This window comes from Sphingobacterium sp. UT-1RO-CII-1 (assembly GCF_026711005.1).
Taxonomy (GTDB): Bacteria; Bacteroidota; Bacteroidia; order Sphingobacteriales; family Sphingobacteriaceae; genus Sphingobacterium.
The window spans coordinates 24,641-43,548 of sequence record NZ_JAPPVJ010000004.1 but is presented as its reverse complement, the minus strand read 5'-3'; the positions used below and the strand labels follow the sequence as shown (position 1 = coordinate 43,548).

Genomic DNA, 18,908 nt, shown 5'->3' with positions numbered 1-18,908 from the left:
ATTCTAAACTAACAATTACAAATTTACACTTTTACACATTCAGATAAATTGGCGTTTCTTCAATTTTTCACCCTACTATTCTTTCAAAGAAAAAGCTCCATAACTTTCATGTTATAGAGCTTTCCCAATTATTTCAAGCAGTAAAAGCTTTATAAAGTTTCTTTCAGCCAGCCAAAAAATTCACGCTGCCAAACCTGTGCATTATGCCCAGAAAGTACCCAATGGTTTTCTTCTGGAAGATACACCAAGCGGCTTTTAATATTTTTCAATTGTGCAGCTTGAAAAGCCTCCAGTCCCTGGCCAATAGGCACACGATAATCTAAACCACCTTGGATAATCATAATTGGTGTATCCCATTTATCAATATGTGTAATCGGATTATACTCCGTATATGTTTTTTCGTTTGTTTTATCCCAATAAGGTCCACCGAGATCGTGATTAGCAAAGAAAAGTTCTTCTGTCGTCCCATACCATGAAGTCATGTCAAACAACCCACAATGGGATATAAAGGATTTAAAACGTCCCTCATGCACCCCAGCAAGCATAAATACGGAATAGCCTCCATAGCTAGCTCCGACAGCACCTATGCGAGACTTATCAACATACGGTTCTTTAGCTAAGTCATCAATTGCAGATAAATAATCACGAATAGATTGACCTCCCCAATCTTTAGAAATATCAGCATTCCACTTTTCACCCCACCCCGGCATTCCCCTTCTGTTAGGTAAAATTACAATATATCCCTGAGAGGCCATCAATTGAAAATTCCACCTAAAAGAATAACCAAGTGTAGTGGCAGACTGCGGCCCACCTTGTGCGAATAATAAAGTAGGATACTTTTTAGTCGGATCGAAATCAGGAGGATATATAACCCACGAGAATAAATCTTCACCATCTGATGCTTTTGTAAAGCGCCCTTCTACTTTTGTATCTGCTAACTTAGCGTATATTTCATCATTAACTTTCGTTATTGCCGATAAAGTATTTGACTTCGTATTGTACATATAAATCTCCGCAGCTCTAGTCATCGTGGTAGATGTTACGACAAAACCGCCGTCGACCTCCCCAACAATACCTGAGATATCAAAAGCTCCTGTACTGATCTGTTTTACAGACGTTCCTTTTCTTCCTTTCAAAGCCATTAATAAATCAACTTCAAATATCTGCACAGTGCCTTTAACAGGGGCAGTAAAGTAGATTTTTTTATTATCCTTACTCCATAAATATGAATTCACGGTACCGTCCCACTCTGCGGTCAAATTAAATCGTTTATTTGTTGATTTGTCAAAAACGACCAGATCATTTTTATCTGCCTCATAGCCATCCGTCTTCATACTCAACCAAGCAAGTTTTTGACCATCAGGGCTATATGTAGGGTTTGTATCATAGCCATTCATTCCCTCAGTGAGATTTATCGTAGTGTTACTGCCAAGGTCATAACGATAAATATCAGTATTTGTGCTTGTCGCATAGTCCTTTCCAAACTTCTTCTTACAAACATAAAGCACCGCTTTACTATCGGGAGACCAAGTATAGTCTTCTGCCCCACCAAAAGGCGCTTGCGGACTGTAGTAGGGCTCTCCTTCTAATAAGTCTATGAGTTCACTAAGTTGCCCATCATTATAACGAGCAACAAAAGGATGACTGAACTTACCATCATTAAAACTATCCCAATGCCTATAGTCCAAGTTGTCGTAGACATAAACATTTGATTTATCTAAGTCTTTGTATTTATTTGTACTGTGATAATCTTTGATTAGAACATCTCTACTGAAAAGTATATGGCTTTTATCAGGAGAGAATTTAACATTGGACAATCCACCTTCTATATCTGTAAGCTGCATCGCTTCGCCTCCAGAAAGACTTTTTTTCCAAAGCTGCCCTGCTAATAGGTACACCACATCTCCTTGTTCTGTGATGTCAATAACAGACTCTCCCCCCGGACTTGACGTAAAAACTTCTGCATTGCCCCCTGAAACAGGAACAACGTACAAATTTTTCTCAGACTTATTATCTCCGAGATTATAATTAGAAACTCCAAATACTAACTGTTTACCATCCTTAGATAAACCTTCCGCAGACACTCTTCCCAACTCCCAAAGAATTTCAGGCGTCATTATATCCTTTCCTAAATTTTGCATTTTATGCGTAATCAAAGATTTATCAATCATTCGTTCAGGAGCTCGCTGTGTATACGCCGAGGAACTTAGTAATACAGCGACAGCTAACATTGATACTTTATTCATATATTTATCTAAATTGCTTATTAACGGTCATCTATCATCATTCACCTACTCCTTACCACTCCCCCTTTTATAACGAAAAACCAATTTACTACTTAACACTTACTTAGAAGTATCGGAAGTATATATACATTTTATGCTATAGAAGCTTCTTAGCAATCAGCTTCTCGATATCCATTTTGTACATTTCTCGCACTTACCACCTCATTTATTAATGACAGAGTATATTTTAATGCTTTTATATAAAATAATTATAAAGGACATTAAAAAAACAATTAATGTCCTCTTTTTCGGGAGCAAGTTAATAAATGTAACGCCCATATCGAAATCTTGCAGAATACAGGATGGTACGAAAGGTTAAATAAATTTTAAATCGAACAAAATTCATAATACAACAAACACTTACTTCACCCTATCAAAGGAATACCAATCAATACGCAGAGAAACACGCATTAATACAGCCAGAATAATAAACACACCTAATGTTCCTACAATTAATGCATAATCTTGCAACTGTAGCAAAAAGAATATAAAAACATAAAATAAAGTGAGGATACCGCTAAAAATAAAACCGGTTTTTCGATCCTTTGTTATACCATAAATAAATAAGGCAATAAGGATGACTGTAGCACATGCAGACAAAAGATAGCTCCAATTGAAGCCAACATGCTCACTGATTGCTAATAGTAATGAATAGAATAAAGTCATTGCACAACCGATAAGAACATACTGTATAATATGGACACGTTTTCTTTTTACAATTTCAGTAAAAAACAGAGAGGTAAATGTCAGCAGAATCACTAAAACACCGTACTTAGCCACACGACTGGTCTTTTGATAACTGTTCATAGATTCTAAAAAATTGATTTGAACCATATCCTGCTCAGTTGCCTTATCAATAGTAGCTGAAGCTTCCACAGTTTGATATTCACCATAACTAGCATATACATCATCATATTGCCTATAATTTGTAACACTATACAAGCGTCCCGTATCTTTTTTCCATTGCTGAGAAAATTTTCTACTAAAACTTGGAATGCGCCAAGAAGCTGTAAACTGATCATGAGTAACCTCACGGTCCTCAGGCAAAAATCCACCCGTAAAACTCGGATTCGCCCAATTTCCTGAAACCGCTATAGAAGTTTCATTAGCTGTAGGAAATATAGTAAATGTTCGGGCTCCTCTCAAATCTAATCCAATATGAAAGTCAAGAATAGTTGACCGATCAGATAAATCAATATCTGCGGCTAATGTATTCTCAAAGAGATCGACTTCACTATTTCGCAATTGAAAAGAACTCTCTTTACCACCATAATTAAAAACAGGAACTGCTTTCAGTCCCTTTACATCACTGATTCCTATAAAAACTTTTGCTTGATCCCAAAGAAGCATGTCATCATGAAGCTCTAAATTTGTTAAATCTAGTTGCTGAAAATCACCTTTTAAATCTATTTCGGCATTGTAAACTACGGTCTGATAAATTCCTCGCTTTAGATATTCAGGGCTAACAACAGATGTAACTTCTTGTTTATTCGCTACTAAAAAAACAAACTCCTTTTCACTGATCAATTCCGTCTTTACATTCCCTTTGTCATCCGTAAAGGTAGAGTTATACTGATGAATATATGGAACACCAATAATTGGCCCCGAGAGCACCTGACTTCCCCCCCATTTACTAGCCACCTCTGTTCCGACAGCATGCTCTCTATATTTCCGTTCAGAAATCAAATCGTTGATCCACGACAGGGGAATCAACATAAATAATACAAGTATTAAAATTACGCATAACTTTAACACGGTCGAATTCGTTAATCGATCAAATAAAGAAGGTCTAACTTCTGCTTCTGGGTTACTTTCTTTCATGTTTTTATTTTTTAAATAATATAAAGTACTTTGGTTTTCAAAGTTGATGGGTAAAAAAAAACTATTTATACTTTTGTTTTATTAAATTTTCTAATGCGAGCAAATGATTCTCAAAAGCTCTTTTTCCTTTTGTAGTGCGACTATACCTTGTATTGGGTTTCCGATCAACAAAACTCTTCTCCACATTAATATAACCTTCCTTTTCCAAGGTTTTCAAATTAGAGGCTAAATTACCATCTGTCACATCCAAAATATCTTTTAACGAGCTGAAGTCATAATCATCATTCGCCATCAGAACACTCATGATCTGTAAACGTATTTTGTTTTCAAATACTTTATTATATAAAGACAGATCTAACCCCACCCTATTCGTATTTTTTATAAACTATAAAACCATAAATAATATGTAACAGTCCGAAACCTAGCGCCCAAAATACAATACCATATCCTGGTAAAAATATAGCAATTAATCCCAATACAATTTCGAACAAGCCTAACCAACGCACCTCTTTAAATGTGTACGTGCTTCCGGCAGCTAAAGCTAATCCATAAAATACAAGCAATGTTCCTGCTATTAGGTCATAATAACCTTTATTAATAAACACTAAAGCTAAGATCCCCCCTGATAGCAAAGGTAAACCTACAGCAAAAAACAAAGACTTACTTGTAGCATTCCAAGTGGATTGATTTAACCTCTTAGCCTTCCGTCTACCCATAAAAATTGCTGTTGCTAAAGAAACAAGCAGGACAGCCAAGGCCACAAAAAACAGATATAGAGTTATATTAGGATCACTGACATAATGGTCACGATATCCGAACTCACTCTTAAAACCATAAACTTTGATGTAGGCCAAACAAGCCCCAATTAAGGCATATAGCCCAATTAAAACTCCGGACAACCCGGATATGGACACAAATTTAGAGGAACGCTCCATAATTTGCCGTATTTGTCCTATTTCTTCTAGCAAGTCTTTCTGATTCATACAAAGAACTTTGAATTACAAAGTAAATGAAACTAAAACACTTATACAATACATTTTTATTAAAAAATATATTTTTGAAAAAAAAGATAAAAATACTTGCAAGATATCGACAAGCTTTCTATCTTTGTGCCACACAAACAAAATCCTAACTGCGGAAGTGGCGTAATTGGTAGCCGCACCAGACTTAGGATCTGGCGCCGCAAGGCGTGGGGGTTCGAGTCCCTTCTTCCGCACTTGATTTCCTCCCGAACTTAATAAACTCGGGAGGATTTTTTTTGTAAATGCTTAAAAGCTAAACGAGAGTATGAACATTTCACACCAAAAAGTTGACGATGTCAACGCAAGCATCAAGGTTGAATTAACACCGGAAGATTACAACCCTTCTGTAGATAAAGCCATCAAAGAACAAGCTAAAAAAGCAAAACTACCCGGATTTCGCCCAGGTATGGTTCCTGTAGGACATATCAAACGTACTTATGGAAAATCTATCCTCTTTGATGAAGTTAATAAACTAGTAAACGATAAGATTTCTGAATATATCGCCGAAAATAAAATTGAGGTATTAGGTCAGCCGCTTCCAGCAGAATCTGATGCAGATACAAACTATAACTGGGACTTTACAGATACTTTCTCATTTAATTATGAAATCGGTATAGCACCAGAATTTGAAGTTCCGTTCTCTGCCTCTACTGAATTTGTAGCTTATGACATTAAGGCTGATGAAGAAACTTTAACAGAGCGTATCAAAAACTTACGTCGTAGCTACGGAAAAATGACAAACCCTGAGGTGTCAGAAGAAGGCGATGTACTTTACGCTACATTAACACAACAAAAAGACGAGAGTCCAATTGAAAAAACCACTTCTGTACGTACTGATATTATAGAAGATGCAAAAACTAAAAAAGCATTAGCTGGTCTTAAAAAAGATGATGTCGCGAAATTAGACGTGAAAAAATCTTTTAAAGTAGCTGATCTCGCACGTATCTTAGGTATTACAGAAGAGGAAGCAACTGCTTTAGATGTAACTAAATTTGAGTTAAAAGTAAACAACATTAACCGTTTAGAAGAGTCTGACCTCGATCAAGAATTTTTCGATAAGTTATTCCCTGCTGGTGAAGTAACAACAGAAGAGCAATTTACAGCAAAAGTAAAGGAAGAAGTTGAAAACTTGTTTAAACAAAATGCAGACCAAAAGCTACGTAATGACATGTACACTTATGGTATGGATAAAGTTGAAGCAACTTTCCCTGAAAACTTCTTAAAGAAATGGTTAAAAGCAACAAACCCTAGTATATCAGAAAAAGATTTAGAAGAAGGTTTTGCTGATTTCCTTAGCAACTTGAAATGGACGATTATTGAAAATCGTATCGTTACAGCTAATAGTCTTGAAGTAAAATACGAAGAAGTAGTGAATCTTGCTAAAGAACGTATATACTCTCAAATCAAAATGTACAACATCAACGAAGAGCCTACTGACGATCAATTAAATCAATATGCTATGCAGTTGTTACAAGATAGAGAACAAGCAAACCGTTTATTTGAAGAGGCTAAAGCATTAAAAGTTTTTGACCACTTAAAAAACACAGTTAAAGTTACTGCAAAAGAAATTACCTTTGTAGAATTTGAAAAGTTAGAAAAATAAATTTATTTTTATTTCAATATAAAGGCTACCTTTTCAGGTAGCCTTTCTTATTTTAAAGATATGTTAGAGATTAGAAAAGCAAAAATAACCGACGCAGCACAGATAGCTCCCATTATGCTCTTAGCGATGGAAGAAATTATTTATTATTTTTTAGGAGAAAACAATAAAACAAAAGCTATTGATTTTTTAGAAAAACATATTGCCAAGGAAGCTAATCAGTATTCCTACGAAAACATTATCGTCGCTGAAAATGATGGTATAATAATCGGTCAGATATGTCTTTATCCAGGTGCCAATCTAGAAGAGCTACGCACACCAATTCTCGACTATTTGGAACAAACATATGGTAAAATCCTAAACCTTGAAAAAGAAACACAAAAAGGAGAAATATACATAGATACCTTAGCAGTATCTACCGCAGCTCAAGGTAAGGGCATAGGAAAAATGCTGCTACTATATGCAATAGACTATTATGTTACTGTTCGTCAGGAAATTTTAGGCTTACTTGTTGACAAAGAAAATCCAGACGCAAAAAAATTATACTTAAAATTAGGTTTTAAACCTGTTCGGGACGTCACTATTTTCGAAAAAGAAATGGAACATTTACAATTCTCAGCTTAAAAAGCATTTCTGATATACTATAAAATATTATGGTCTAGCTATAATATAGACCATAATATTTTAGGAGACTTAATAGCAAATTAGCTAAAAACGTGCATTATACCCTAAAGACAATCTTACCGAAGGAAAAGTACGATTAAAATCTTCATACTGTTTATCGTCAAAATGACCTTCCAAAGCAAAATATCCTGTACTAAAATTTAGCGAAAAGTTTTTTACAATGCGTAAGTTCGTTTCTAATGTAGCCGCATGTAAAATATAGTATGAATCATTACCACTAATGGTATAAAACAAACCTCCGTTATAATCTAAACTAATCATCAAACGTTTCAATAAGCTTAATTCGCCTCGATAACGATAACTTGCACCTGAACCATAATTATAGTTTCTAGCATCACCATAGAGCAAATAAGGGTCAGGAACTGCTGCTAATAATACGGCACCAACACCAACACTCATATTAAGCCGATTTTTATTACTATACCTAAATTCTGAGTTCCAATTATAATTTAAACTTTGAGCGCCATAGAAAAAAGCATCATTATTATAAAAATCATAATGAGCACTCAAGACACCATAATGATCTCCCCTTTGGTTATTATAAAAATCATTTTTCAACAATAATGCATGAACGTTCACCGAATTAATAAATGTACTATCTCCTTTACCAAACTCAAGGTTAACAAAAAACTGATCAAAAGGCTTCTTTTTTCCATTCGTTTCGTTCTCATACCAAAGGCGCAAACGCCCATAAGATCCGTTCTTACCTTTTTCCAAAAGATCTCCCTCCTTTGCATCAAAACGTCTTACTCCGAAATTTACTTCAGCCCACACCGTAGAGGAATCAGCCAAACTATACCCATCAGCTTTGCCCCAATTGCCATCCATCCAACGATTCAGAGCATTCACAGGGTTGGCAAACATAGCAGCTAGCTCACTACTCATACGTGAATTCTTATTACGCGCTCCCCTCCCCAATATATTCCTCGACAAACGATGAGTCATCTCGCCAAGAAGGATGCCCCCAAAAGTTGTATTCACTAAATCATTGATAGAAGGAGCTTGCGTCTCCCCAGCAGTTTCCCACATATAACTACCTGCTAGCGTTGCTAAGCTTGATTGGTAAAAATTATAACCATTACTTCGAAATGCACTAAAGTAGATATAACCATGAAAAGGGTGATCTAAATGGTTTGTTGTAAACTGATTATCATCCCAATCCCAAGCTGAAAGCTTCTGATGGTCAAAAAAATTCCTAAAACTAATATAAGAATACGGGTCTTTTGTTATGAAACGATTAAATAGTGCTGGAAAAGCTTGAGCTAAGAACCATTGACTGCCTGCACGCCAAAATTTTTTATCACGTTTAACTTCTCCACTTTTGTTTGAAACATAAGTCGTATCCATTTCGTAACGTGTATTAAACTTCCCAAATGACACTGTATCCACGACATTAAGAGTGGTGTCAATTTTATTATAACTTTTAAACAGTTGCCCCGAGCTTTTAAAACTCCAGCATAAAAGAAAAAATAATAAACAACAAGAACGGTTAATTATATACATACGTAAAATCAATTATAAAACAGTCCCTTCAACATCCCTATCTTCACAGGTTCACTCTATCCAAACACTATCAACAAAGATAGAAAAACAAGCTTCATTCAAAATAGATTTCGTACATTTAAATGTAAACCAACATTTTAGGACATGAAAAAACTATTTTTGTACACTTTTTTATTATGTATTATCGGCACTGCAACTGGACAAGAAAATAAAACATTACAAGGGAGTTTTATTCACCGAGAAGCTGATAAGAACGTACTTTGGTTATTTATAGATGGCTATTGCTCTGTAACACATTTCAAAAATAATGAATACATTGCTACGATGGGTGGTCCATTTACGTATTCAGAAGCTAATGGAATAACGATACAAGTCGAATACAATGATGATGATAAGCAAATGATAGGTACCTCCCTCACCACCAATATACACTACAATGATGAGGCACTCATACTGGAGGGAAAAAAGATTCTAAAAAAAACAAATAACAACAAACAAGATCTAGACGGTCTTTGGCGAATAACAGGTCGAATGGAAAACGAAAAGCTAGCAACAATTCCACGTGCAGACAGAAAAACAATAAAAATATTAGTTGATGGTTATTTTCAATGGATTGCAATCAACCCTGCAACTAAAGGTTTTTATGGCACCGGAGGTGGAACCTATACTTTTGCAAACGGTAAATACACTGAAAATATTCTATTTTTCTCAAGAGATAACCATCGAGTAGGTGCACAACTATCTTTTAAGGGGTCCTTAGAAAATGGAGAGTGGCAGCATAGTGGCAAAAGTTCAAAAGGAGACGATATTTACGAAATATGGAGTAAAGATAATTAGTTTAAATTAAGAAAAAATGAAACAAATACTCACTATAATCATACTAACTGCGATAAACTTAGCATCTTGTACCAACTCGAACAAAACTGATGAGCTCCAAAAAAGCAGACCCACAATAGGAAGTGTTGAGATACTTGATCCTATGGGAAATACGCTAATTGATAGTAATGCAGTTGTAGAAATATTAGGAGAAGGTTATACCTGGAGCGAGGGGCCTCTATGGCTCGAAAAACAACAAATGCTTTTATTTTCAGATGTTCCGCATAACATAGTTTATCAATGGACAGAAAAAGAAGGGGTTACTCCATATTTAGAACCTTCTGGATACACTAAAGCAGAAGAACGCGGAGGTGAAATGGGTTCGAATGGTTTGCTCTTAAGCAAAGATGGCAAACTCATTTTATGTCAACATGGCGATCACGCTATAGCTGCAATGAACGCTGATATTACACAGCCTCAACCAGATTATATTACACTAACAAACTCTTATAATAATAAACGTCTCAATAGTCCAAATGATATAGCGCAAGATCAAATGGGAAATTATTACTTTACAGACCCTGGCTATGGTCTTGCTAAAAAAGAAGATCAAGAACTTCCTTTTTCAGGAGTGTACAAAATAGATAATGCGCAAAAAACCAGCTTATTAATTGACAGTATTTCTCATCCAAATGGAATTGCACTATCACCCGATGGGAAAACTCTATATATATCAAACTCAGGAACATCTACTCTATATGCGTATAACTTAGATGAAGAAAAAAACATTCAGTCGGGAGGAGTATTTTTTGATTTCCGTAACCTAAAAGACAAAGGATCAGGCGGGACGGATGGATTGAAAGTAGACAGTGAAGGCTATATATTCACCACCGGACCTGGAGGCGTATGGATCCTGAGTAAAGAAGGTAAACCTTTAGCAAAAATAAATACAGAAATAACAACATCAAATTGTTCACTTTCAAAAGATGGAAAAACATTATACATGACGAGTACAGATAAAGTATTGCGGATTAATATGCGCAAGTAAATAAATCATCTTCCAATAAGTACCTTTATAATAAAATAGAGGTACTTAGTTTTTCGTTCTTAAACTATCAAAAGTCTTATTTTTATGTAGTAGCCACATCCCTAATTTTTCACGGGCTACACCGTCTTTTAATTTATAAGATATCTCTACCGCATCTTCCTCAATACTGGTATACATGTATTTAAAATCTATATGTTTCGCATGTTGAAAAGTATCTGCCACTTCGGTAATATGGGAAGATATAAAAAAGATAGACTCATTTAATCCCTGCAAATTATAAATCAACTCATTGGTTGCCTCGCAAGCATCTTGATAATTAGTTCCCTTGAAAAGTTCATCCAGAATAATAGCCATATTATTATTCTTTGACAAAGTATCGCAAATAAACTTAATACGGTTTACCTCATTAAAAAAATGACTATATCCCTCTTGTACACTATCCCCTAAATTAATACTACTCAACAGGCCATCAAACAGGCGTGTTTCCATATGTTCAGCCGGAACAGGGAATCCCATATGTGCTAAATATATACATATTCCAACACTACGTAATAGGGTTGATTTACCATTCATGTTTGCACCCGTTAAAAAAACAAGCGATTTGTCTTGGTCAATACAGATATCATTTTTAATAGGCTGAGACAAAACCGGATGATAAAACTGTGTTATAGATAACATTTTTGTATTATCCATTGTTGGAAAAAAGTACGGAAAGGTAAATCCCATTAACTTATACCCTTTTGCGACAGCATTTAAAGCATCTAAATCATAAGTTAAATAAATAAGCTTACGCATAGATTGACGAAAAACCGCTCTAAAAAGAAAATCATACTTATGCACCAGTCTACTCGACACTTTACTTTTCGTTAACCGTTCGAGTTCCGAACTATTAAGTCCTTCTACTAAAGATAGAAAATCACATTTCAAGTCAAAAAAAACCTCTTCAAACAAAGGCTTATCTGAATTAAAAAACCTTTTAAGCGCTATAATATGTGTGGCTAATTCACATACCGGACGTTTTACAAAATACAGTTCGCGCTTCCTTCGTAAATTAAAACAGCTCTCTACATAATCTGCAATTGATAAAACCATATTTTTATCTATCGGTTCACCACTCATATTCAGATAAGCATCAAGATCAAATAAAACGTATTTATCAAATAAATAGTCAACTGGTTCTGCTGCCAAAAATTGTATAACTTTCTGACGTGCCCTTATTTTATCGACACTTTTTAATGCAGTACCAAAATAACCATACAACCGATCTTGTCCACCCCTACTTATTGCATAATCAAAATAACTGACTATACCCGTTGCACCTAAAAGATTGAGATCAGATAAAGTTTGCTTATCAATAATGAACATAACAAGGGTATAACAAATTAAAACTCAATATATGATTTTTTTAAACGAATATAACACCAACATTAAATTAAAAACAATAACCGTAATAAAAAAAGAAACGCCTACATGGCGTTTCCTCAAATTAAACAAACTGAAACAATATTTCTTACAACCAATCGTTAAACTTCTTGATATACCAGTTTTTAACCAACTGTGTCAATAGACAATAAGCTGTCAAAATCCCAATCAACCATGGAAAATAACTGAGTGGTAGAGGCTCCATATAAAGCGAAGCTGCTACGGGAGTAAATGGTATTATCATCCCTATTAATATAACCAACGATGTCGACGCCACGACTGGAGCAGAGGCCCAGCTTTGAATAAAAGGAATCTTTTTAGTCCGGATCATATGAATAATTAAAGTTTGCGATAATAACCCTTCAACAAACCAACCTGTTTGAAACAACGACTGATGCTCTGGTAAATTTGCCTTAAAAACATAAAACATAACAGCAAAAGTAACGAAGTCAAATATTGAGCTTATAGGACCGATATACAACATAAAACGCTGAATACTTGAAGCGTCCCAAGTTTTAGGTTTTTCTATAAACTCGGCATCCATCTTGTCCCAAGGAATAGTTGTCTGAGATATATCGTACAATAAGTTTTGCGCTAATAACTGTACGGGTAGCATTGGTAGAAAAGGCAAAAAAGCACTGGCTCCTAGAACACTAAACATATTACCGTAATTACTGCTCACCGTCATCTTTATATACTTAATAATATTACCGAAAGTTCGACGCCCGTAAATCACTCCTTTTCTGAGCACCATTAAATCTTTCTCCAATAATATAATATCCGCACTTTCTTTCGATATATCTACTGCTGTATCCACACTGATGCCAACATCTGCCTCCCTTAATGCCGCAGCATCATTAATACCATCTCCCATAAAGCCTACCGTATGCCCATTCGCCTTGAGCGCTTGTACAACCTTTACCTTCTGTAATGGATTAAGCTTAGCAAAAAGAGAAACTTCACATACTTTTGCTTTCAGGACCTCATCTGTCATACTCTCCACCTCCTGACCTAACAAGATAGAATCATGAGGAATACCAATATCTTTACAAATTTTACGGGCTACCATATCGTTATCACCTGTCAATACTTTAACCTGTACCCCTAATTTTTGTAAAGCAGCTATACTTGGCTCGGCAGAAGGCTTAGCAGGATCAAGAAAACCTATAAAACCTGTTAAAACCAATTGACTTTCATCTGCCACAGAATATGTCAAAGGATGTGTCTGATCAAACTCACGTATAGCAACCAATAGTACACGAAGTCCCTCTTTATTTAGCTTTTCACAATATCGTAAGACATGGCTCCTCATAGATTCACTCATTGGTACGACTTCATCCTGCTCCATATGCAAGCTACGGTTTTCACCTGGGTCAAAAGTATGTGTACACAACTCGAGCATTTCTTCGACAGCCCCTTTACAAATAAGTACGTGTTTACCGGCTGTATTCTTTAAAACGACGGACATTCGACGACGCTCAAAATCGAACGGAATCTCATCTACCTTAATAAATTGTTCTTCGGCTTGTAGATAATCATGTACTTCCTCTGCGTGGTTCAACACAGCTTCATCCATCAAGTTTTTTAAGCCCGTCTGATGATAACTATTTAAGTAAGCCCATTTTAAAACTTCATCATCATCCAAACCGTATACATTTAAGTGTCGTTCAAGCACGATTTTATCCAAAGTCAGTGTACCGGTCTTGTCTGTACATAAAACATCCATAGCTCCAATATTTTGAATTGCATTTAAATGTTTTACGATCACTTTACGCTTGCTCATATTTAGGGCTCCTTTAGCCAAATTGCCCGTCACAATCATAGGTAACATTTCAGGTGTTAATCCCACCGCAACCGCAATAGCAAAAAGCAAAGCCTCTAACCAATCACCTTTGGTCACACCGTTTATTATAAAAACCATAGGCACCATAAATAGCATAAACTTAATCAAGAGATAGCTGACTTTATTTACACCTTTATCAAAGCTTGTTTCGGTTCTTTTTCCAACAATAGACTTACTAAGCGAGCCAAAATAAGTATGATCGCCCGTAGCAATAACAAGTGCTTTTGCCGTACCACTCACAATATCAGTTCCCATAAAGCAAATATTATCCAACTCCAAAACAGGCTTGCTATCTACATCTTGAACTACAAATGGTCTCTTTTCTACCGGCAAGGACTCACCGGTTAACATGGAATGACTGACAAACAAATCTTTAGATTGAAAGATACGACAGTCTGCCGGAACCATATCACCTGCCGACAGCCAAATAATATCCCCTGGTACCAAATCATGGATATCCACTTCAATACGCCCCTCAGCTCCCCGGAAAACATTCGCTTTCGTACTGACCATACCTTTCAGTTTCTCAGCGGCCCTATTACTCCTAAACTCTTGAATAAAACGTAACATAGAACTTATTAAAACCATAATAAGCACCATGATTACAGTTTTATAATCACGTTCTTCTGGAATAGCATACAGCACATCGATAATAAAAGAGACAATCGCAATAACCAGTAAAATACCAATAAAGGGGTCTACAAATGACATTAACAATTGCCTTAACCATGACGGTGCTTTTTCATGATGCACTTCATTAGCACCATAACGTTGTAAACGATCTTCCACCTCATTTGCATGCAATCCTTCAGCGCTACTATTCATCATGGCAAAGAAAAACCCTTCATCTCTCCCACTTGCATTCTTCAACTTCAACACCGATTCTTCATACATCCCTGTACCGGCTTGATACATGCGTTTTGCTCTTTTATTATTTTTTGCATTATTCATGATTCAGCTTTTTTAAATTTCCAATCTGTAAACCCTAAAGATCATTATCATTATTACGTTTGTTCCACTTTACCTCATAGACCTGCTGCTCAATAGTTAATCGACTTGCAATTTGTTCCATTACCAAATCTTGATTAACATCAGCCAAAATTTCAGCAGTAATATGCGCCCGCGCAGGACTTCCATCATCTGTGCTTGACAACCCACAAAGAATTAAACGATGGTCATTAGCGATAGATTGCAACAATAAAACCCTTACATGATTCTCTACCTCTTGCATACATTTTACCACTAATAAATATTCAATATCCTCATCTTTACGGATAGGAAGATTACCTAGTTTATTACCTACGGGACGCATTAAGACATGTGTAAATAAAATGAAGAGAGTAGCAATGACAGCCTCAATTAAGAACCCATTACCACATAAAGCTCCTACAGATGCCGAACACCATAACGTAGCGGCAGTATTTAACCCTCGAATATTAACACCATCCTTCATGATAACACCCGCTCCCAAAAAACCAATACCACTGACTACATAAGACACTACGCGCCCCGTCGCTTGATCCCCCAGGCTTACACCAATTGTAACAAAAAGAGTAGCTCCAAGTGCCACCAAAATATTGGTCCGAAGCCCCGCCATACGTTGCCGCCATTGACGCTCTGCTCCCACTATAGCCCCCAACAGGAATGCAATAGTAAGTCTAAGAATAAAATCTGTTAAAGTAATTGATTGCATACTGATACCCCCCTTTCTTTTGTGAGTTAAGCAGTGAAAATTAAGACTACATAACTCTTATAAAACCTTCTATAACTTTTTCACTCAGCTATCTAACATACGAGACAGTTAAAAGTTATGCAAAAGTATAAACAGTGGTACATAACCTCAGTTAGAGGCGATATAGAAAAATATTAGAAAGTTATTAGAAAGGAAAAATATAAACGTCTTTAAGACGTACTAGGTAGTAGTAATGAGAAAATTGTCCCTTTTTCTACAGTGGAAATAACGGTAATCTGTCCACCATGAAGGTCTACAATTTTCTTAGTAAGTGATAAGCCTATTCCCGTTCCCCAAACATATTGTTTTTGACTACCACGGTAAAACTCTTTAAAAATATAAGGCATATCCCCTTCTGCTATTCCTACTCCTCTATCCTTAAATTGTATTAATAGTTCCGTGTTTTTCGGTATTATATGAACATTACAGGTACAATCATTTGAGAACTTACAGGCATTTTCTATCAAATTGAAAAATGCCACACGCAACAAATACTCATTACCCAACATTGAAAAACTAACATCATCGTCCATGAGGTGATCGAATGACAATTCAACTTTATAATCAGCACTGGCTTTTAAAACCGCATCGCGTGCATCAAGTAACACCTCATCTACCCGAATTACTTTTTTTGCGATCTCCGTTTGATCATAGTTGGCCTTAGCAAAATCCAACAGATCATTCGATAATTTCACAAGTTTACGCGCATCAAGCAAAGCAGTCTCAATCACTTTTTGATCGGCTAAAGGATCTCTTGCTTTATTTAATGCCAGCTCCAATTCACCGACCAAAATTGCTAAAGGTGTACGCAGCTCGTGCGATATATTACTAACAAAATTACGTTGCGATTGAAAAGATGTCTCCAGACGATCCAACATATCATTAAATGTAATGGCTAGCTCCCCAATCTCATCATATTTATTTTTAATAGGTATCCGTTTGTCCAAACTCGTAGCCGTAATCTTAGCAACATTCTTAACAATATCTTCGACAGGTCTAACAGCACTTCCTGCAAAATAATATCCGGCTATGGCACTTAAAACTAAAATCAAAACAAGAGACAGTCCTAAAGTATAAGAAAGGTGCTGTAAAGCGACAAAACCAGCATTATCGACTGCAGCGGCCGTCAGAACATACTCTTGACCTTCAAAAAGATAAGATAAACCTATAACCTGCATCTTCCCTTCCGAAAATCGTATCTCCCTCTTCTCCTTTATCTCCTCAATCATGGAGCTGGTTTCTTTCACTTTATCAATCTCCACAGCATCATGATACACCAAATTAAAGAAAGTATCATATATAGCTACTTCCTCCTCATATAGCATATTTTCTGCATTCTTATATATAACCTGGAGAGTTTCTTCTGGTACTTTTGCTCCTAATAAAAGATTGGCTTTAGTGATAGCTTCTCGTTTTAGGTGATCATAATAATTCCGTTCCCGATCCAAGGCCGCAGAATAATAAATATGAACAGCAAAAACCACCATAAACAACACAAAAAGCGTTGTAAATAAGAGCACCAGCTTTATTCTGATTTTCATTGATCTGTCAATATAAAGCCCATGCCTGATTTCGTATGAATTAAAGGAACCGAAAAGTTTCTATCAATTTTCTTACGTAAATAATTTATGTATACATCTATAAAATTAGTCCCCGTATCAAATGTGGTATCCCAGACTTTTTCTCCAATCTCCGCTCTTGAAAGCACCCGAGATTGATTACGGAGAAAATACTCCAAAAGTCGAAACTCTTTAGGAGTTAAATCAATAATTTGATCGGCACGTTTTACCACTTTGGTTTGTACATTCATCTCTAGATCGGCAATTCGCAACACATACCCCATCTGGCTTGTATTTTGTGAATTGCGCTGCAACAACGCCCGGATCCTAACATGAAGTTCACGAAAATCAAAAGGTTTTACTAAATAATCATTTGCACCTGCATCAAAACCTTCCACCTTATCGTCAGTAGTGCCTAAAGCTGTCAGCATAATAATAGGCAACTCTGGCATAGTAGCTTTAATTTCTTTGCAGAGATCCAGTCCGTTTATTTTAGGTAATATAAGGTCCATAATGATTAAATCAGGCATCATTGACAAAGCCATCTTTTTCCCCATCTCTCCATCAAAAGCCACTAAGACCTCAAAATCGTACTCCTCCAGCCCCCTCTTTATCATCTCGGCCATACGCACTTCATCTTCGACCAGCAATATCCTCATAATTAACTACTTTTAGTATACAGCCAACGTTGAGCTACCCAAACAGATCAGAACTCAGGTATCTGTCTCCACGATCACAAGCAATGAATACAATAACTCCCTCATCCAAATCTTTTGCCACTTCTAAAGCTGCATGGAAAGCGCCCCCCGTACTCATCCCCGAAAACAAACCTTCCTGTTTTACCAACAAACGTGCCTTCTCGGTAGCATCAGCTTGAGAAACATCAATAACACGGTCTACACGTGAAGCATCAAAAATTTTAGGCAAATAAGCCGTTGGCCAACGTCTAATCCCCGGTATTGAAGATTCTTCAGTAGGCTGACATCCGACTATTTGTACATCTGGATTCTGTTCTTTTAAATACATCGAGCAGCCCATAATAGTCCCCGTTGTTCCCATAGCGCTCACAAAGTGCGTGATCGTTCCGTTAGTGTCTTGCCAAATCTCTGGCCCAGTTGTTTTTAAATGGGCTAAATAATTATCAGGATTAGCAAATTGATTTAGAATAAAATACTCTCCTGTAGCAGCCTTCTCTTCGGCATAATCACGACAAATCTCCATCGACTCCAATAAGGTTACTTTAGCTCCATAGGCTTCCATGGTTAAAGTCCGCTCTCTTGTTGAAGAACTCGGCATAACTAACTCTAAATTTAAACCATATAGACAAGCAATCATCGCTAGAGCAATCCCTGTATTGCCTGAGGTAGCTTCAATAAGCTTAGTTTCTTTGGTTATTTCACCTCGGTCTAAAGCCGAACGGATCATATTAAGTGCAGCCCTATCCTTCACGGATCCCGCGGGATTATTCCCCTCTAGTTTTGCAAAAATACGTACATTGGGATTATCATGAAAACTAGTAATCTCAACAAGCGGAGTATTACCAATAGTGTCGATCAACTTATTCATTTGTATA

General features: G+C 36.3%; 15 protein-coding genes and 1 tRNA gene. 5 read left to right on the top strand and 11 right to left on the bottom strand.

Going from position 1 to position 18,908, the window contains the following annotated elements:
• Positions 1 to 149: 149 nt before the first annotated feature.
• The 4 genes from ORI89_RS10000 to ORI89_RS09985 form a co-directional block, all read right to left on the bottom strand.
• Positions 150 to 2,246: a S9 family peptidase gene (locus ORI89_RS10000; protein ID WP_268230334.1), complete on the bottom strand. Its 2,097-nt coding sequence runs from the start codon at positions 2,244 to 2,246 to the stop codon at positions 150 to 152.
• Positions 2,247 to 2,645: 399 nt separating this feature from the next.
• Positions 2,646 to 4,106, bottom strand: a complete 1,461-nt coding sequence (creD, locus tag ORI89_RS09995) for a cell envelope integrity protein CreD (protein WP_268230333.1) — start codon at positions 4,104 to 4,106, stop codon at positions 2,646 to 2,648.
• 61 nt (positions 4,107 to 4,167) lie between these two features.
• Complete coding sequence (locus tag ORI89_RS09990; protein WP_268230332.1) at positions 4,168 to 4,470, bottom strand: winged helix-turn-helix domain-containing protein; 303 nt, start codon at positions 4,468 to 4,470, stop codon at positions 4,168 to 4,170.
• 1 nt (position 4,471) lies between these two features.
• Positions 4,472 to 5,089 (bottom strand): hypothetical protein, encoded by a 618-nt coding sequence (locus tag ORI89_RS09985; protein WP_268230331.1) that lies wholly within the window; start codon positions 5,087 to 5,089, stop codon positions 4,472 to 4,474.
• 151 nt (positions 5,090 to 5,240) lie between these two features.
• On the opposite strand from ORI89_RS09985, the gene ORI89_RS09980 reads away from it, so the two are divergent.
• From ORI89_RS09980 to ORI89_RS09970, 3 genes are all read left to right on the top strand, one after another.
• Positions 5,241 to 5,322: transfer RNA gene (locus ORI89_RS09980), tRNA-Leu, on the top strand.
• A 71-nt stretch (positions 5,323 to 5,393) separates the two neighbouring features.
• The gene (locus ORI89_RS09975) at positions 5,394 to 6,731 is read left to right on the top strand and encodes a trigger factor (protein ID WP_268230330.1); all 1,338 of its coding nucleotides are present in this window, start codon (positions 5,394 to 5,396) and stop codon (positions 6,729 to 6,731) included.
• A gap of 60 nt (positions 6,732 to 6,791) precedes the next feature.
• Positions 6,792 to 7,352 (top strand): GNAT family N-acetyltransferase, encoded by a 561-nt coding sequence (locus tag ORI89_RS09970; protein ID WP_268230329.1) that lies wholly within the window; start codon positions 6,792 to 6,794, stop codon positions 7,350 to 7,352.
• Between the two features lie 84 nt (positions 7,353 to 7,436).
• On the opposite strand, the gene ORI89_RS09965 is transcribed toward ORI89_RS09970, so the two are convergent.
• Positions 7,437 to 8,915, bottom strand: coding sequence for a DUF3943 domain-containing protein (locus ORI89_RS09965; protein WP_268230328.1), 1,479 nt, complete (start codon positions 8,913 to 8,915; stop codon positions 7,437 to 7,439).
• Between the two features lie 144 nt (positions 8,916 to 9,059).
• On the opposite strand from ORI89_RS09965, the gene ORI89_RS09960 reads away from it, so the two are divergent.
• Positions 9,060 to 9,752, top strand: a complete 693-nt coding sequence (locus tag ORI89_RS09960; protein WP_268230327.1) for a hypothetical protein — start codon at positions 9,060 to 9,062, stop codon at positions 9,750 to 9,752.
• A gap of 16 nt (positions 9,753 to 9,768) precedes the next feature.
• Complete coding sequence (locus ORI89_RS09955; protein WP_268230326.1) at positions 9,769 to 10,779, top strand: SMP-30/gluconolactonase/LRE family protein; 1,011 nt, start codon at positions 9,769 to 9,771, stop codon at positions 10,777 to 10,779.
• 45 nt (positions 10,780 to 10,824) lie between these two features.
• Here the strand turns inward: ORI89_RS09955 and ORI89_RS09950 are convergent, their stop codons facing one another.
• From ORI89_RS09950 to cysM, 6 genes are all read right to left on the bottom strand, one after another.
• Entirely contained in the window at positions 10,825 to 12,144 is a 1,320-nt protein-coding gene (locus ORI89_RS09950; RefSeq protein WP_268230325.1) for a MutS-related protein, read from the bottom strand.
• A 145-nt stretch (positions 12,145 to 12,289) separates the two neighbouring features.
• Positions 12,290 to 14,995: a magnesium-translocating P-type ATPase gene (gene mgtA, locus ORI89_RS09945; RefSeq protein WP_268230324.1), complete on the bottom strand. Its 2,706-nt coding sequence runs from the start codon at positions 14,993 to 14,995 to the stop codon at positions 12,290 to 12,292.
• Between the two features lie 34 nt (positions 14,996 to 15,029).
• Complete coding sequence (locus tag ORI89_RS09940; RefSeq protein WP_268230323.1) at positions 15,030 to 15,737, bottom strand: MgtC/SapB family protein; 708 nt, start codon at positions 15,735 to 15,737, stop codon at positions 15,030 to 15,032.
• 209 nt (positions 15,738 to 15,946) lie between these two features.
• On the bottom strand, positions 15,947 to 17,317 hold the full coding sequence (locus tag ORI89_RS09935; RefSeq protein WP_268230322.1) for a HAMP domain-containing sensor histidine kinase: 1,371 nt from the start codon (positions 17,315 to 17,317) through the stop codon (positions 15,947 to 15,949).
• The gene (locus ORI89_RS09930) at positions 17,314 to 17,994 is read right to left on the bottom strand and encodes a response regulator transcription factor (protein WP_268230321.1); all 681 of its coding nucleotides are present in this window, start codon (positions 17,992 to 17,994) and stop codon (positions 17,314 to 17,316) included. The genes ORI89_RS09935 and ORI89_RS09930 overlap by 4 nt, the downstream gene beginning before the upstream one ends.
• Positions 17,995 to 18,028: 34 nt before the next feature.
• On the bottom strand, positions 18,029 to 18,901 hold the full coding sequence (cysM, locus tag ORI89_RS09925; RefSeq protein WP_268230320.1) for a cysteine synthase CysM: 873 nt from the start codon (positions 18,899 to 18,901) through the stop codon (positions 18,029 to 18,031).
• Positions 18,902 to 18,908: the final 7 nt, after the last annotated feature.